13 protein-coding genes are annotated in these 16,596 nt (G+C 40.7%); 5 read left to right on the forward strand and 8 right to left on the reverse strand.

Translation table 11 applies throughout. The features are described from left to right. Window positions 1-22 precede the first annotated feature (22 nt). Window positions 23-708, forward strand: a protein-coding gene (locus FD723_RS29640; protein ID WP_179068542.1) for an IS1 family transposase whose coding sequence is annotated in 2 segments (ribosomal slippage) — window positions 23-362 and window positions 362-708 — 687 coding nt in all. Because the reading frame shifts where the segments join, the coding sequence is not laid out codon by codon here. Window positions 709-778: 70 nt separating this feature from the next. On the opposite strand, the gene FD723_RS29645 is transcribed toward FD723_RS29640, so the two are convergent. Continuing rightward, window positions 779-1,165: a type II toxin-antitoxin system VapC family toxin gene (locus FD723_RS29645; protein WP_179068543.1), complete on the reverse strand. Its 387-nt coding sequence runs from the start codon at window positions 1,163-1,165 to the stop codon at window positions 779-781. Then, complete coding sequence (locus FD723_RS29650) at window positions 1,162-1,392, reverse strand: DUF2281 domain-containing protein (RefSeq protein WP_179068544.1); 231 nt, start codon at window positions 1,390-1,392, stop codon at window positions 1,162-1,164. The genes FD723_RS29645 and FD723_RS29650 overlap by 4 nt, the downstream gene beginning before the upstream one ends. Window positions 1,393-1,790: 398 nt before the next feature. Between FD723_RS29650 and FD723_RS43185 the strand changes: the two genes are divergently transcribed. Next, on the forward strand, window positions 1,791-1,916 hold the full coding sequence (locus tag FD723_RS43185) for a hypothetical protein (protein WP_256874963.1): 126 nt from the start codon (window positions 1,791-1,793) through the stop codon (window positions 1,914-1,916). Here the strand turns inward: FD723_RS43185 and FD723_RS29655 are convergent. The 4 genes from FD723_RS29655 to uvrB all read right to left on the reverse strand — a co-directional run bounded on the left by FD723_RS29655 (window position 1,913) and on the right by uvrB (window position 5,800). After that, window positions 1,913-2,473 carry a Uma2 family endonuclease gene (locus tag FD723_RS29655; protein WP_179068545.1) on the reverse strand — a complete coding sequence of 187 codons (561 nt, stop codon included), beginning with the start codon at window positions 2,471-2,473 and terminating at the stop codon, window positions 1,913-1,915. The two genes, FD723_RS43185 and FD723_RS29655, sit on opposite strands and share 4 nt — an antisense overlap. Window positions 2,474-2,614: 141 nt before the next feature. Next, window positions 2,615-3,115 (reverse strand): hypothetical protein, encoded by a 501-nt coding sequence (locus FD723_RS29660; RefSeq protein ID WP_179068546.1) that lies wholly within the window; start codon window positions 3,113-3,115, stop codon window positions 2,615-2,617. A 47-nt stretch (window positions 3,116-3,162) separates the two neighbouring features. Next, entirely contained in the window at window positions 3,163-3,450 is a 288-nt protein-coding gene (locus tag FD723_RS29665) for a hypothetical protein (protein WP_179068547.1), read from the reverse strand. 352 nt (window positions 3,451-3,802) lie between these two features. Further along, entirely contained in the window at window positions 3,803-5,800 is a 1,998-nt protein-coding gene (gene uvrB / locus FD723_RS29670) for an excinuclease ABC subunit UvrB (RefSeq protein WP_179069323.1), read from the reverse strand. 254 nt (window positions 5,801-6,054) lie between these two features. On the opposite strand from uvrB, the gene FD723_RS29675 reads away from it, so the two are divergent. The 3 genes from FD723_RS29675 to FD723_RS29685 all read left to right on the forward strand — a co-directional run bounded on the left by FD723_RS29675 (window position 6,055) and on the right by FD723_RS29685 (window position 8,673). Then, window positions 6,055-6,519, forward strand: coding sequence for a hypothetical protein (locus FD723_RS29675; RefSeq protein WP_179068548.1), 465 nt, complete (start codon window positions 6,055-6,057; stop codon window positions 6,517-6,519). Between the two features lie 241 nt (window positions 6,520-6,760). Next, a complete protein-coding gene (locus FD723_RS42245) occupies window positions 6,761-7,948 on the forward strand; it encodes a transposase (protein ID WP_218651764.1) in 1,188 nt (395 codons plus the stop codon). A 179-nt stretch (window positions 7,949-8,127) separates the two neighbouring features. Next, window positions 8,128-8,673, forward strand: coding sequence for an NADPH-dependent FMN reductase (locus FD723_RS29685; protein WP_179068549.1), 546 nt, complete (start codon window positions 8,128-8,130; stop codon window positions 8,671-8,673). 554 nt (window positions 8,674-9,227) lie between these two features. On the opposite strand, the gene FD723_RS29690 is transcribed toward FD723_RS29685, so the two are convergent. Both FD723_RS29690 and FD723_RS29695 read right to left on the reverse strand, forming a co-directional pair. Then, window positions 9,228-11,402, reverse strand: a complete 2,175-nt coding sequence (locus FD723_RS29690) for a lipoxygenase family protein (RefSeq protein WP_179068550.1) — start codon at window positions 11,400-11,402, stop codon at window positions 9,228-9,230. Between the two features lie 440 nt (window positions 11,403-11,842). Then, entirely contained in the window at window positions 11,843-16,576 is a 4,734-nt protein-coding gene (locus tag FD723_RS29695; RefSeq protein WP_179068551.1) for a CHAT domain-containing protein, read from the reverse strand. Between the last annotated feature and the right edge of the window lie 20 nt (window positions 16,577-16,596).

A 16,596-nucleotide genomic window follows, 5' to 3' on the forward strand; every position in this document is an offset into this window, starting at 1 on the left:
AGATGAATTGAGGTCATCTACTGTGCAATGTCCATACTGCGGCTCTACGGAAATCAGAAAGAATGGGAAACGTAAAGGTAAACAAAATCACATTTGTACTCATTGCAATCGCCAATTTATTGATGTATACGATCAGCCAAAAGGATATTCAGAAGAACTAAAACAAGAATGCTTAAAAATCTACCTTAACGGCATGGGTTTTCGTGGTATTGAACGAGTTAAAGGCGTACACCATACTACGATCATCTATTGGGTCAAACAACTAGGAGAGAAGCTGCCAGATGTACCAAAAGAAGATATGATTCCAGAAGTTGCAGAACTGGATGAATTAGAGACATTCATCGGCTCAAAAAAAACAAAATTTGGTTGTGGACAGCAGTAAATCACTTTACTCAAGGTATTTTAGCTTGGGTTTTAGGAGACCATAGTTCTGAAACTTTTAAGCCACTTTGGGAAATTGTTGAACAGTGGAAAAGCTATTTTTATGTGACCGATGGCTGGAAGGTTTACCCAAGTTTTATCCCCGATGGAGACCAAATTGTGAGTAAAACATATATGACACGGGTGGAAAATGAAAATACTCGGTTACGTCATTATCTTGCACGCCTTCACCGCAAAACTTTATGCTATTCCAAATCAGAAGAAATGCTGAGATACTCGATTAAATTATTACTTCATTATTTAAAGTATAAAATTATACCAACATAAATTAATTCATCCCTTCATTCAGCAATGCCGATTTAGGATAGCGAAAAAAGGGCGTTCTCTTTTAGTATGACTATTCCCACATCCTTTGAACAGAATAAGCATCGAATTTTTTATCCCTGCTAATAATAATTAAGGAGTGATTGATAGCCTGTGCAATCAACATTCTGTCAAATGGATCGCCATGATGTAGCGGGAGATTCCGAACTTGAACTGTATCGGCAAAAGATATCGGAAGTATGAGAATATCTGAAGCGTCGATCGCAGAACCTATCGTTTCATAGCTCCGTTGAAGCGATAATTTACCAAGGTTCAACTTGATGGCAATTTCCCAAAGACTAGCGATACTGAGATAAACGGTATCTGCCGTATTGATCGATCTCCTGAGATTATCTGGAAGGCTGGAGTTATTTTCAGTTAGCCAGATAAAAGCATGAGTATCTAAAAGGAAACCACTCATTCCATATATTCCTTAAAAACTTCGAGAGGTTCATCAAAGTCATCAGGTAAAGGTAAAACAAAAGTCCCTTCTAAGATGCCAGAACGACGCTTTTTTTGTTGTAAACTTTCTTGAGCAACAGTTTTTGAATAATTCTCAACTAAATATTTTGCATAATGCAAGAGTTCTTGTTTAAGTGGCTCTGGCATTTGATTTAGTGTTTGTAAAATTTCTGCATCAATAGCCATGATTTCTCCTGATAGGTTCTCCTACTTGTAATTTTAGGGAAATTTCTAGAAGGGATTTTATTTTTCGGTGTCTTCGGTTTCAAACTGCTTACCAGTCCACTCCAATCGGGTTGTTAGCTTGCTTCTTCCTACTATAGTTCATGTTGCTTTAAACCCATAGCCAAAGCCAGAGGATCTGATATATCAGCCCAGTTAAAGTTGTGGAACATTCTTGAGCCAGAATTTTCTGAGTTCTGATTGAATCTCTAGTGGCTTATTGTCCATTGTCTATTGGTTCACAACTGCTATTTCAGTGTAGGCGATTACTAAATTAAGCTGGTTATCTAAATTACTATTTTACTAAAAAACTTAATTTCCTTATTTAGAGTCTTAAACGGAATTTTTCTGTACAACACCTGATGGAACAACGCCTAAAGAAACTACTCAAACAAGTACCAGATGTTATCCGACTTAAGCATTATTCTTACCAAACAGAAAAACGTTGGCTAGTCCACGAACGTTTTTATAAATTACGAATTATTTAGATTTTCCGCAATAATTCCCGAATGACGATCGCACAATCAGGGAAAGCTAAAGGTGAAATTGTCACATCCTCTGCAAGTATGCTCTCACTGTGATATCCGTCTGGACTAGGAAGACGATACATATACAACTTGCGTCCATTGACATCTAAAATCCAGTACTCAATAATACCTGACTTAGAGTATGCGATCGCTTTTACTTCTCGATCGTATTTGAGACTGGAATCAGCTATTTCAATCAGTAAAAACACTTCGGAAGCATTGGGATGGTGATCATCGTAATCTAATGGATTCAGCTTCACCACTGAAATATCTGGTTCTGGTTCCGAGTAATCGTCAAGTTGTACTGGTGACTGGATTCTTAATAAAACTTTGTCACCCAAACGTTGACGTAATAACCTTTCTGTGCGGGTAATTGCTGATTCGTGAGCAGTACCTTTTGCTGACATTCTGATAATTTGTCCCGCGATTAATTCTAAGCGTTCTTCAGGATGAAAAATCCCCATTTCCGCCATTTGGTGATATTCTTGAATACTAATTAGGCGAATATTGGTCAGCATAAGATTCACGTTACTGTCCTAACATTTTATCCCGCAGATGTTTAATGCGATCGCGGAAGCTTGTCATTAACGGCTCAAATCAGCGACGACAAGCAACCTCGAATTCAGCATCAGCGCTTTGTTGTGTTGTTGTTTGTCAGCCTACAATGAGTTGTTTGCATCGCTAATGAGTTTGGCTATCTCTTGCTCGATGACCGCTTGAGTGACACCGTATTTCTCGCTCCATGCACGAACAGTTTTTGTTATTTGTGCATCAAGTTCGGCAAACTGGTCTACAACTTCTTGTAGCTCTTTCATCATCATCTGGCGACCTTTTTCAGTCATAAAATGCCCAGCCCTATCCCAAAAATAATGATGGGCAAGCCAATTACGCTTATTCAGTGCATCTGCTAACTTTTGGTCAAAGTCACCAGGAATAACAGCAGCCTTGCGGAGAGTAGCGATCAGTCCACCAAACGTCTTTTTGAACTCGCCTTGCAGCATCGTATCGTAATCCGTGCGAGTCATTTTCTGGATGCCGGGGCCATACACTGTGGTTAGCAGAATACCAATTTCCCGTTCAACGCATTGAGCTTGATAAACAGCAAGACCAAAAAGTGCGTAAACGTCTCGAATTTGTTCGTTTTCGTTTGAGTGTTCCATTCGCTTCTTTATGTCAGTTTCTTGCCAAGCCACGTGTAACAACACAACTATCTTAGGCTGCTGGTGCTACACCGTTGAAGCAACTCGTCATATTCTGTATGTGCGCCAATCCAGAACCAGTAAATGCGATCGTTCTGCAACAAGCCAAGAACGCGGTAGTCTAAACTAATACGAGCCGAATAGATTGGTTGGCACTGGCTAACTCGTTTGAACTGAAGACTATTGTGGTAAGGGTCTGAGCGCCAAAGAGCATAGGCAATGGCCGCTTGCTCTTGAACTGATACAGGAAGCTCATCAAGTTTCTTGCGAAATACCTTCGTAACACTTGACTTCATTGCTCAGAGGGAAAAACGTCAGCTAAAGGAGTGATATCGCCAGCAGCAATTTCCTCCCGTACCATATCAGCTAGACGATCCCACTGAGCATCTGTTGTAGATTCAAACTGAGTCTTCCATCTTTGCTCATCCTCTATCTCAGGAAGGAGACGAGTAGCGATCGCATCCTGTTCGTCAAGAGGTAGAGTTCTCAGTTGCGCGATGTCTACGACGGGCTACGCCTACGCACGCTCAAGTAACTCAGTCATGGCTACCACACTCTTATAACGTAAATGGCATCTTATCCATTATCGCTTCTTGGTGATATTCTTGAACACTAATTAGGCGAATATTAATCAGCATAAGATTCACGTTAACGCCCCAACATTTTATCCCGCAAATGTTTAATGCGATCGCGCAATTTCCCCGCCTCTTCAAATTCCAGTTTTTTCGCCGCTTCTTTCATCTGCGCTTCCAACAAAGTAATCAACCCTGGAATCTGTTCTAATGGCAGTTCATCTAGATGTTCATCTACTATTTTCAAGTCAGTTGCATTTAACCGCCGAGATACATTTAAAAAAGCCAAAATCGCATTACTTGATTTTTTCACAATTGGTTGCGGTGTAATTCCATGCAGTCGATTATGTGCCGTTTGAATCCCACGCCGCCTATCTGTTTCATCAATAGCTTTAATCATGCTACCTGTCATGTTATCGGCATACAAAATTGCTTGTCCCTGGACGTGACGCGCGGCTCTACCAATAGTTTGAATTAAGGAACGCTCGGTTCGCAAGAAACCTTCTTTATCTGCATCCATAATTGCTACTAATGAAACTTCGGGTAAATCTAAACCTTCCCGCAGCAAGTTCACACCAACTAAAACATCAAATTTACCTTCGCGCAAGTTTTGCAAAATCTCAATCCGCTCAATAGAAGTAATCTCGGAATGTAAATACCGTACCCTGATACCGTGGTCTTGCAAATATTCGGTTAAATCTTCCGCCATCCGCTTAGTTAATGTGGTAATTAACACTCGTTCATGGCGGTCGGCTCTATCTTTAATTTCTCCTAATAAATCATCAATTTGTCCTTCTGTAGGACGCACAGAAATTTCTGGATCGACCACTCCAGTTGGTCGAATTACTTGCTCAACTACGTGTTCTTGAGAAACTTCTATTTCCCAATTTCCGGGAGTTGCAGAAACAAAGATACACTGATTTACTTTTTGCCAAAATTCCTCGGCTTTTAAAGGACGATTATCAGCAGCACTAGGAAGACGAAATCCATGATCGATTAAAACTTTTTTTCTCGCTTGATCGCCGTTATACATCCCGCGAATTTGGGGTACAGTAACGTGAGATTCATCGATAATTAATAGCCAATCTTTGGGAAAATAATCAATTAAACATTCTGGTGGATCTCCAGCTTGTCTTCCTGCTAAGTGACGGGAATAGTTCTCAACGCCATTACAGTAACCGACTTCGCGCAGCATTTCTAAATCATAGCGTGTACGTTGATCTATGCGTTGCGCTTCTAATAATTTGCCAGCTTGTTCTAAGTCTAGTTTTTGCTGTTTTAACTCGGCTGCAATGTCATGACAAGCTACTTCTAACCGTTCTTCTGGGGTGACAAAGTGACGTGCAGGGTAAACATTCACCGCTTCCAAACTCTTGAGAATTTCCCCTGTCACCGGATCAATATAACGAATCGCGTCTATTTCATCACCAAAGAATTCGACGCGAATAATTCGGTCTTCATAAGCTGGGCCAATTTCTAAGACATCACCCCGGACGCGGAATTTTCCCCGACCCATTTCTATGTCGTTGCGGCTATATTGAACATTTGCCAAATCTCGTAAAATTTGGCGTTGATTTACTTCCATACCTATCTGAAGAGGGATGGCAGCTTTCAGATATTCTGCTGGCATTCCTAAACCGTAGATGCAGCTGATGGAAGCAACGACAATGACATCACGGCGTTCAAACAGCGATCGCGTCGCCGAATGCCGTAACATATCAATTTCATCATTAATCGCTGCCGTTTTTTCAATATATGTATCGGTGACGGGAATATACGCTTCTGGCTGATAATAATCGTAGTAGCTGACAAAGTACTCGACTGCGTTGTTGGGGAAGAAATCCCGCAACTCGTTACAAAGCTGTGCAGCCAAGGTTTTGTTATGCGCCAAAACTAAGGTTGGCTTGCCAATTTTCTCAATAACTGCTGCTACCGAAAATGTCTTACCAGTTCCAGTGGCTCCTAGTAAAGTTTGGTAGCGATTACCTGATTGGATACTAGCAGTAAGTTGGGCGATCGCTTCTGGTTGATCGCCTGTGGGACTAAAGGGAGCTTGAAGACAAAATTCTGTCATACAGTTTTGCTGTAAATACCCTATCTCATGGTGATGATTCCGCCCTGTATCCATTGTAGCTGGCTTATTAGACTAAAAAATTAGTAATAAATTTTTACAAAACTTATTAATTTAAATTTACTTATGTATCTGTTTTAAAGATTCTTATATCTATATGAGGTTTTTTAAGGTTAAACTCTAGAGTATATGGGAAAAAAATTTCATCTTTCCTTAATTATTGTAAAATTCAATTAACAAACCAGAGGTCTTCGTTTATGACTATTAGCAGCACTGGCAAAGCAATCAGTTCTCGGCAAAAGCCTGCCAAGTCCCCAGGGGAAACTACAGAGGGAGTTGAAAATCAACAAGACCAGAGCTTGAATGCAGATAAAGTCGAGGAAGTTACTGAACTGCCAGTGGGAGCTTCTGGGACACTAGCCATTTCTGGAATTCGTCCTATAGGCGCTAGCGACTTAGAAGTTGCTGAACACCTCTCAATTGCTGGGGTGCGCCCCGTTAGCATCAGTACCTTAGAAGTAGTTGAAACCTATAACTCAATGGGTATCCGTCCAATTGGTGCTAATACATTCCAAGTTGTTGAAAGTATAAATCTCTCTGGAATTCGTCCAATTGCCTCAAGTTCATTGGCAATTTCTGACAGTTATTCCACCTTTGGGAATCGTCCCATAGCACCAAATGAGATTGACAATTCTGAAAGCCTGATGGGTTTTCTAGATTAGACAAAAATATCCCCATAACTTTATCAACCCAGTTTCATATAGCAACTGGGTTTTTTAGTTAATAGAGTCGAGAGTAGAGATTACGATATTTGCACTTGTTGGGAGTATCTCACGGTTTCAAATTCTTTGAGTCTGCGTAGGCGGCCTACCCTCCTGACAGGTGTAGGTTTTTTACGTGGGTATGAGTATTCACTGCTGAAAGGGAGAGAATGAAACTAGAAACTAGGGATGTATTCTCAAAATGCTGAACAACAAACATCTCAAACAGTGGTCATGCATAGTTTCCGAGCGGATGCCTAACTTGTCAATACCACAGGCCATAGGTTTGGCAACATGGAGCTTTGGTATGGTAGTGACAAAATCAAGTAGTCTAACCCAGGTATCTGAGTTCATTGGAGCAGTGAATAATGAAAAACCAAACACAGTCAGGCAAAGACTAAAAGAATGGTATCAGGAGGAAAAAGCCAAAAAAGGGGATAAACGGAGAACACTGGATGTGAGCAGATGCTTTGCATCATTGTTGTTGTGGGTGATTAGTTTACTGCCACAAAATATTCAGCAAATAGCACTGGCAATGGATGCTACGAGTATTGGTGATAAATTTATAGTGCTATCCATTAATATTTTACTGGCAGGATGTGGAATTCCAGTAGCATGGTGTATTGTCAATGCCACTGAACCAGGAAGTTGGAAACCACATTGGCAAAAATTAATCACAGACCTCAAAGATACGATTCCACCAGACCAGAAGGTAATTGTCGCTGCTGACCGGGGATTGTATGCCGATTGGCTCTATTCTCTGATAGTTGCTGCTTGGCATCCTTTTTTACGTATTAACCACCAAGGAACTTATCGTTTACCACATCAGAATCAATGGCAACCATTGGCTGATATTGTTGCCAGTCCAGGATTATTCTGGTCGGGTCAAATAGTCTGCTTCAAAACTAACCCCCTGGAATGCACGTTGTTAGCTCGTTGGGATTTTGGTTATCAAGACCCTTGGTTGATTTTGACTGACCTAGAACCTATGTCTGCTGACGCTATTTGGTATGGTTTACGCCCCTCCACTGAATGTGTTTATCGTGATCTTAAATCTGATGGTTGGCAGTGGCACAATACTCGTCTGCTTGACCCACAACGTGCTGAACGCTTGTGGTTAGCCATCGCTGTCTCTACTCTCTGGATGGTCATGCTTGGTGGAGAAGCGGAAAACCAATTTCCTCCCTCCCACATTGATCAGTTTCCCCAGCGACACGTTGCTAAATCCAAACCCATCGATCTCAAATCACCACGTCGGCTTTCTTGTTTTTTTCTGGGTTTTATCACCCTCATTGCTGATTTACTCAAGGGTTTGTCCATTCATCTTCATCGTTGGAGTTCTTTTCCTCCTACTCCTGTCGATAGCTTTTATTACTCCAACTCCTCCTAGTTGTAAAAAACCTACACCTGTCAGCCCTGCTCCCTGCCCCCTTCCTTCTCCCCCAGTCCCCAGTAGATATTAATTTGACACATTTTGACACAAATAGCTAAAATAGGCATAGTCATAACGATTCCGTTTTTAAGAAGAAATCTGGTACTAGTAGCTAATTAATAGTTTGTGGGTTAATTATGGTCAGAATTATTGGCATTGGTGGTAGTTTAAGATCCAACTCTTATACCCAGCTTGCTTTACAAGTAGCAGTGCAAAGGGTAGAAGCCCTCGGTGCAGAGGTAGAAATTCTCGATTTACGGCAGTTGCAGCTACCATTTTGCACGGGTGCAAAAGAGTATTCAGAGTACCCAGATGTTAAGCGGTTGCAGGATACTGTCAGTCAGGCTGATGGATTAATTTTAGCGACACCTGAGTATCATGGTAGCGTTAGTGGTGTCCTGAAAAATGCTCTTGATTTGATGAGCTTTGAGCAATTATCTGATAAAGTGACAGGACTAATTAGCGTTTTGGGTGGTCAGCCTAATAGCAACGCCCTAAATGACCTACGGCTAATTGTCCGGTGGGTACATGGTTGGGTAATTCCTGAACAAATTGCGATCGGACAGGCTTATGGTGCTTTTAGTGCTGAAGGCAAGTTGCTAGATGAGAAGCTATCTCAAAGATTTGATCAATTTGCTCAGAGTTTAGTTGATAACACTCGCAAACTGCGGGGCGTAAATTAATTGTCGGGTGGGCAAGTAAAAACACACCTGCCCCATTTGTGAGAGGTTAAGACGAAATCATTTTTGTCAATTAGTAACTCTGCGGAAAATTTGCTAAAAAAGTGAGTATTAAATAAAGCTTTCTACTGAATTTGAATGCAAGAACGAATGATCCTTTTAAATATGACGCGATCGCTAGCCCAAAAATTCTGTTGATTAGCCCCATTTCCCCCAAATTTTAAGTACTATTGCTTATTGACAAAATCTCTATAACCTTAACCTCTCACCGATGCAGCTGCCCTGGGCGAATGGAATGATGCCTCCGGCACGCCAAGGGGGAAAGCGGCTATACAGACAAAACCCACCTCTGTGGGTTTCAAATTCTTTAAGTTTGCGTAGGCGGACGAAAGTTTGTGTAGCCGCGATTTCTAATAGCCTGGTATATTTGCTTTGTTCAAGAATCAAATCGGATTCCTATACTAGACATCTCCGAAAAAGAAGAATGTAGAGACGTAGCAGTGCTACGTCTCTACAAGGTTTATGGATAATGCATCTTTAATTTCTGGAGATGTCTACTAGATATTTATACTTTGTGGAATTTGGGAAGGTAGCAAGAATTTGTAAGGCATTATCCTTTTAGAATTCTTCTGATTAATTTCTTGCTCAATTCCTTTGAGTTCATTTTGAAAAGCAAGCAATGCCGAACTCAGTTCTGGCTTAGATTTAAAGTATGAGTTAGAGTACTGCCCTAGCTGCGTATAGTAGACCGAGCCAAGCAAATAAGTTAACTTCAGTTGGGTTTTAGCTTGGTCTAGCGGGGGTAATATCCTCATAAAGTCGCCTGGTTGGTCAAGATTAGTCGGTGCTGGAGAGTAGACTGCTAGAGGAAAAGCAGGTGCATAGGTCATGAGTTGGCTTTGCGGAAAATTAACCGCAGCGTGTTGGGCGCTAGCAATAAAAATAATTGTGGAAACAGCATCAATTAGATAATCTAGGGTTTTAATTGTGCCTGAGATATCTTCACCAAAATTCTGGAGGCGACCTCCTTGTTCGGAAATTAATTCCTTAGCCCAATTTTGTAACGCTTGGTCAGCTAAAATTTGCTGTTCATTGGTATAGTAACTGCTCAAATAGGCACGCACCCATTTATGAATAGCATTCCAAATCAGCAGTCCGTCATCTCGATAAGGATATTCAGGTAGCTGAGAAGTATTATTAACGCCGCGATTTGCCAAAATTTGGGGAAATATAAGATCGTTGAAATGATGCAAATAATCTTGGGCAGCTTCAACAGTTAGCTGGCGATCGCTCTCAATTTTACTAGCTAAAATCGCATCTACTTCACGACCAGGGGCAATCAAAATTTTATGAGCGCCGTAATTGATTAATATAGTTCCCTCAAAATGAGGTTCCAGCAAAATTCTTAAGTGGTGGCTTGCTGGTAATCGTCGCTTAGTAGCAATTACAAAAGGTTCGATAAATAGGTGAGTGCGACCAAGGTGGCTAACCAATTCGTGGTAGTTACTATCCGCCATTTGGACAATACTCTTAGCGATCGCCCAGTTATCACCATTTAGAGGTGTGAATACCGGATCTTGCGGCTGATACTGGATAGCCACTGGTATCAAAGAGCGAGATGAGCTACTAGATGGTGGTACTGCAAATAATGCCAAAGGCGAATATATATACTTTTGTCTGTTAGGAAAATTCCCATTTTCCATATTTTTTAACTTAGAATAATCAGCTTTATAAAGCCGACCTTCTTTCTTAGCAACTTCAAGGGAGTCCGATGTACCAATAATTTGCTGGTATTGTTCGTTGGTAATTTGTAAAAGTTGTTCCTGTTCTGATACCTTTTGAAGCATGAGTGGATTTGGCCCAGCAACCTGCATATAGGCAAAAACCAAATCCTCTTGAAATCTAGCGCTAATTTCTGGTAGAGGGATTTTGATAAATAATTTATTATAATCCTCAAGACTTGGCTCAGTTGTAGATGCTTGTGTAGAAAATTCTACTTCTATAGGCAAGGGTTGAGTGTTTTCTAATTCCAATAATTTAGCATTGGATTTAATGATTTTTTTGAAAGCGGAACTTAGTAAATCTGTGATCGAATCTTCTAGTTCAGAAGGAGATGAAAATCCTATATTTCCTGAATTTACACCTATTTGATACAATTCAAATTGCTCGTCAATCTCCTGAAGCTGTTCCTCAAATGCAGAGATTTCTCCAGAGTCAGATGACACAACATTGGATGGATTGGCTGCAACCAGTTGTTCAGTAATATCTTGAGTAATCGATGCAAGTTTTAAAGCAATTTCTTCTAAATCTTGTTTACTTTCTGCATCTTTTATTCTTTGTTCAATATCTTCTAAGCTTTGGACTTTAATGTTAAGGGCTAAACTATTGCTTTGGGCATCATTATCCACTCCATAAGAAATGCCATTCTCGAAGAAGCCGGAAAACTTACTTAGAGCATCATTTACCAAAATAAGTGTTAACTTCTGAGCTACTAAAATCACCCATTTTAAATTAGGTAATTCTTGAATTGGTAATTCTACTTGAATGATTGGTAATGAAGTAGCACCTGTCAGAGCTAGTGGCGGGACATAATTATAATTATATTCATATTCTGTAAATGGCAATGAGCTTGTATTGTGCTTTGTCAGCTTATATAAAAGCACTAAAAGATTTTCTATATCTGACTTTGCTAGACCTAAAGAAGAAGATATTGCTTGAGAAGATAGAGACATAATTACTCCTAAATTCAGCAAATTTTTCACTAGCGAACCAGCATAAAATATTTACTATCAGATATTTATGTTGGCATTTACGAATTTACCAAAGATAACATAATACATTAAAGTATAGTAACTTAGAGAGTGCTTTTATGTCATAGTAAATATTAAAAATTTATAATTTTTTACTTTAGATTTCAGTAGTTCAGTATTTTTTCACATAAATAAAATTAATTGGATGAAAATACATATCTTGAATTTTGAATTCAAAGCATAGCCATTTGGGGATCTTGCTACGCGCAGCGTCTCGTAGAGAAGCGACTTATGAAGTAAAAAGTAAAAAGATAATCCCCATAAATAAATTTAGGGGCAACTCTTGGAGACGCACTCGCGTTCAAACCATTTTTATTTCTCTCTTTTGCCTTTTAACTTTTAACTTTTTCCTTATTTGGCATCTACTGAGTAGTGCCGATACCATCACATAAATGCTTATCACCTTCTGGTATATTCTGGCTATATGTGAGATAATTTCTTGTCCAATTACAGGCACTATTGAGGAGTGGTGCTAAAGCAATCTGATCTAAATCCCAAATAATAATAGTTGCATTATTGACGGTAGTAGCGAGGGTTTTTCCATCGGGACTGAAGATTACATTGCTTACAACTTCTTCATGCTTAAGAGTTCGTAATTCTTTGCCATTTAAATCCCAGAGTTTAACAGTTTTATCTTCACTAGCAGAAGCAAGAGTTTTACCATCTGGGCTGAAGGCAATACTATTTACCGATCCTTTATGCCCTTTTAATGTTAGCAATTCTTTGCCATTTAAATCCCAGAGTTTAACAGTTTTATCTTCACTAGCAGAAGCAAGGGTTTTACCATCGGGACTAAAAATAACACTATTGATATTTCCTTGATGTCCTCTGAAAGTTTGTAGCTCTTTACCATTGAAATCCCAGAGTTTGAGAGTATTGTCGTTACTAGCAGAGACAAGAATTTTACCATCTGGGCTGAAGGCAATGCTATTGACCGATTCTTTATGCCCTTTGAAAGTTCGCAATTCATTGCCATTGCTATTTACATCCCAGAGCTTGATAGTTTTGTCTTCACTAGCAGAAGCAAGGGTTTTACCGTCGGGACTGAAAATAATGCTATTGATATTTCCTTGATGTCCTCTAAAAGTTTGTAGTTCTTTACCATTGGAGTTCCAAACTTTAATGATATTTTCGTTATTTTTAGCTTCAGCAGAGGCGATAATTTTACTATCAGGACTGAAGATTAAACTTGTCACATTTTCCTGATTTTCACCGATAATTTGGGGATTATGGCTATTTAAATTCCAGAGTTCGATAGTACCAGTACCATTACCAGAGGCAAGAGTTTTACCGTCGGGATTGAAAGCAATACTTGTGAAATTATGATCGCCTGTGAAAGTTTTGAAGGTTTGCGATCGCTTGTCCTTTAAATCCCAGAATTTGATAGTGCTGTCATAACTAGCAGAGACCAAAGTGTTGCCATCTCGGCTAAAGGCAACACTTGTGATATTTTGCTGATGCCCTTTAAAAGTTGTTGAGTTTTTGCTCTCTAATTCTTTGAGTTCGATGGTACTATCTTCAGTAGCACTAGCGAGAGTTTTACCATCAGGACTAAAAAAGATTTTGGTGACGGTATTATCAACTGAAAGATCATATATTTCTTTAGCATTCAAATCCCAAACTTTGACATTTTTATCTTCATCAACAGCCGCCAGAGTTTTACCGTTAGGGCTGAAGGCAATACTAGTAATATTTTCCTTATGACCTTTAAATGTTTGTAATTCTTTCCCATTTAAATCCCAGAGTTTGACAGTTTTATCTTCATTAGTAGTAGCGAGGGTTTTACTATCGGGGCTAAAAACTATACTGCCTTCATTTCCCTTATATTTAATCTTTTTGAGTTGCCGCCCATTTAAATCCCAGAGTTTGACAATATTCTCTTGATCGGCAGTGGCGAGAGTTTTACCATCTGAAGTAAAGACAATACTTTTAACATCTATCTGATTAGTAAAGGTTTTTAGTTTCCGACCATTTAAATCCCAGAGTTTAATGGTGTGATCTCGACTGGCAGTAGCTAGGGTTTTACCATTTGGACTGAAAACAACACTTGTAACCTCTTTTTCATGCCCTTTCAAGGTTTGCAATTCCTTTCCGTTTAAATCCCAAAGTTTAACGGTTTTGTCATCACTAGCAGAGGCGAGAATTTTCCCATCTGGGCTGAAGACGATCTGATTTACGCTGTTCTGATGTCCAGTCAAACTATTGCGTTCTCTTACCCGATCAACTACTTTCTGCAATGCTTCTATAACCAAGGGTTGAGTGACTTTATACTCTTGTGAGATTTTTCCTGCCTTAATCCCTTCAACAAGTGCATCCAAATCTTCATGGTAATCAGAAAGTGATAAGGAATATCGACCAAGTGCCTCAGCTTTAGTGATTTCCGCTTGTTGTTTCTGATGCCAAGTTTCTAATCCTAAGCAAGCAGTCACCAGCAAGCCAATTAATGCACCGCTAGCTGTTGCCCAAGCTATTTTAATTTCTCGACGGCGACGCGCTTCTTGTTCATTTTTCTGGCGATCGCGCAGTTCCCTACAAGCGCTAACATAGTTAGTCTCTGACTGATTCAGAAAACTAGTGTGTTTTGCCAATGCCTGAGCATCTTCTAATCTTGCCCCGCGATGCACCAGATAATTCTCATCTTTTTGCTGCTTTTCCCAGTCCAAAGCTGCCTGACGGATAGTTTCGCGCAGTTGTAAGTTAATCCGGTTATCATCTAACCATTTCAGCAATCGTGGCCAATAGCGAATTAAGGCTTCATGAGCTACCTCTACCTCTTGACGATTTGTAGACTCATCTACTCTGGTAACTACTAATCGCGCTCCTTCACCAGCCAAGCGTTGCACCAACTGCTTGGTACTTGCCAAATCACCACCCGTAGGTACTAGCTCATCTAACCAAACTCGCCGTCTGCTATCCCGTCGTTTCTCTCCCTGGAGAGCGTTTTCATCCAGACGGGTTAAGCGGATGAAAATATTCTTAACTTGGTCTTGTTCTGAGGCTGACAAACTATTGTAAACATCATCGGCAGTTTGAGCGATCGCCATATTCACACCCCCAATCGCTTCATACTCTACAGCACGCAACCATCTACCATGTCGCCGCTTCCATAATTCCAATAGTGCATGTTGCAGTAGTGGCATGGCTCCTGGCTCACCTTGGACATCATCTAGAATTGAGTTGCTCAAACCTGGTTCAAAGCGTAAACCGACTTGAGCCGCTTGCATTTCCATTGCTTTCCGCAATTCTGCTGCATCCATTGGCCCAATTAGTTTTTGTCTAGCTTCCATTAAATCTTTCAGGTTGCGATAAATCGCACACTCACCCCAAAAGTCTGCCCGCATGGTAATTACAACTTTTTGGTGGGGAATTAGGCTTAACAATTTTTCGATGAAAGTTACTCTCTCTGTTTCATCAGCACAGAGGGTAAATAGTTCCTCAAATTGGTCGATTACTAATATTGAAGACTGGTCTTGCACCGACGAGAGAGTAGTTTGCAGTTGCTCGATGGGATTACTGCTTGGTGTCATGTATGCTGTAACTAGATCAGGTTGCAACTGTTGTAGCGTCGGTATCAATCCCGCTAAAACTACCGATGACTTACCACTACCAGAAGCGCCTAACACAGCTAAAAAGTTGTGTTCAGCCAACTTTTGTTGGAGTTGGACAATCACTTGTTCTCGCCCAAAGAAAAATTCGCGGTTTTCCACGCGAAAAGGATACAAACCCCGGAAGGGACAACGAGAATCATAAGTGGGTGGTTGCCGATCCAATGCCAAAGCGTGGAAGTTGAGGTCTAGTATTTCCTCACAGAGGTTATTGACTTCCTCTAATACTTGCTCTCGCTCTTTAAGGGCTGGTTTGCTCAATGCTGCAACATCTGCCTCTAAGATATTTTCTAGCTTTTGGGCAGGAATTTCAAATTTTAGTTGCAGTGCTGGCGCTCTTTGTGGTAATAATTCCCCCAGACGTTGTAAACCATATTTAATTTCGGCATTGGTTAGTTCGCGATCAAGTTGGTCACTAAATAGGGGTCGCCCGCCTAAGCGGCTAAACAATGCTGGAACTGTAAGATCGCCGCGCTTGGCTAAAGTGGCTGTTGCTTCATGTAATGCAGAATCCACCTCTCCCGATGCTCTGAGTTGTTTATAAAAGTTCTCTATTAGTGTTTGGGCTGTTTTGATAGTGACTTTATCGGTCATTGCTACCACCGCAGGCATCCCCAAATCCCGCACCAATCTTTGCCCTAAGCCTCCCAACGATCCTTCGGCATCAGGACTGGCGCTCTCGCAAGTACAAAGAAAGGTAAAGTGCGGTAGCCCTCTGGCTCCACGTAATGGGCGCAACCGATCTAGTAATTGTGTGGCAGCGATCGCATCTACTGTATTATCAGCTTTTGACCAGTAGACAACAGTTTCACCATTATCCATTACCCTGCCGTGGCTGACAAAATGTAGGATTGTATATTGTTTGTTGCGATCGCTCAGTTGGGTACACAATTCGTCTATTGTCGGTAAACCAATGGCTCCAGGAATTGTTGCCAAAACATCACAAGGTATTTCCCCTAGTGCAGACTTGACGCTATTAACACTGGCTTCAACATCGAATTCGGCTAATTTATACTTTTGGGAATCGTTAGGACTAGCAACCAAAACTAGCGCCCGCAAGTCTCGCCGCCCAATGGGGGGAAAGCGGCGGTCAGTAATTGCCGGAATGTAGAAAGAAAATGGCACTCGCTGATTGAGTGCTAATAACTCCCATTCACCATCAATAGGGGCACACAGCTTTTCCCAACGTAAGGTTCTTAATTGTGGATCTGATGCTTCGATAAAAAGCAACATTCTCAGTGCTTCTTCACTTTCGCGCATAGCACCAACAAAGGCATCACGGACATCATCTCGAAATAGAGTTTTTCCGAGCAATGTACCGTAATCTTTTGGCTGTCCAAGAAAACTAGTTAGCTGCTGAAAATTTTCAGCAGTCAGTTCGAGAGTACCTTCTGAGCGTAATGGCAGAAGTTCACCAAAGCGGGTGTGTTCTACAACAATTGGCCAGTTATTTTCTGATTTGCGCTGGATAGTAATCTCAAACGTGTTCATAAGTTATTCTCGAATCCTCC

It is taken from the genome of Nostoc sp. C052 (assembly GCF_013393905.1).
Lineage (GTDB): Bacteria > Cyanobacteriota > Cyanobacteriia > Cyanobacteriales > Nostocaceae > Nostoc.

Bases quoted from the DNA above. Each gene is read 5' to 3' on its own strand.
- FD723_RS29645 (WP_179068543.1), bottom strand. From the start codon at position 1,165: ATGAGTGGTTTCCTTTTAGATACTCATGCTTTTATCTGGCTAACTGAA.
- FD723_RS29650 (WP_179068544.1), bottom strand. From the start codon at position 1,392: ATGGCTATTGATGCAGAAATTTTACAAACACTAAATCAAATGCCAGAG.
- FD723_RS43185 (WP_256874963.1), top strand. From the start codon at position 1,791: ATGGAACAACGCCTAAAGAAACTACTCAAACAAGTACCAGATGTTATC.
- FD723_RS29655 (WP_179068545.1), bottom strand. From the start codon at position 2,473: ATGCTGACCAATATTCGCCTAATTAGTATTCAAGAATATCACCAAATG.
- FD723_RS29660 (WP_179068546.1), bottom strand. From the start codon at position 3,115: ATGGAACACTCAAACGAAAACGAACAAATTCGAGACGTTTACGCACTT.
- FD723_RS29665 (WP_179068547.1), bottom strand. From the start codon at position 3,450: ATGAAGTCAAGTGTTACGAAGGTATTTCGCAAGAAACTTGATGAGCTT.
- uvrB (WP_179069323.1), bottom strand. From the start codon at position 5,800: ATGACAGAATTTTGTCTTCAAGCTCCCTTTAGTCCCACAGGCGATCAA.
- FD723_RS29675 (WP_179068548.1), top strand. From the start codon at position 6,055: ATGACTATTAGCAGCACTGGCAAAGCAATCAGTTCTCGGCAAAAGCCT.
- FD723_RS42245 (WP_218651764.1), top strand. From the start codon at position 6,761: ATGCTGAACAACAAACATCTCAAACAGTGGTCATGCATAGTTTCCGAG.
- FD723_RS29685 (WP_179068549.1), top strand. From the start codon at position 8,128: ATGGTCAGAATTATTGGCATTGGTGGTAGTTTAAGATCCAACTCTTAT.
- FD723_RS29690 (WP_179068550.1), bottom strand. From the start codon at position 11,402: ATGTCTCTATCTTCTCAAGCAATATCTTCTTCTTTAGGTCTAGCAAAG.
- FD723_RS29695 (WP_179068551.1), bottom strand. From the start codon at position 16,576: ATGAACACGTTTGAGATTACTATCCAGCGCAAATCAGAAAATAACTGG.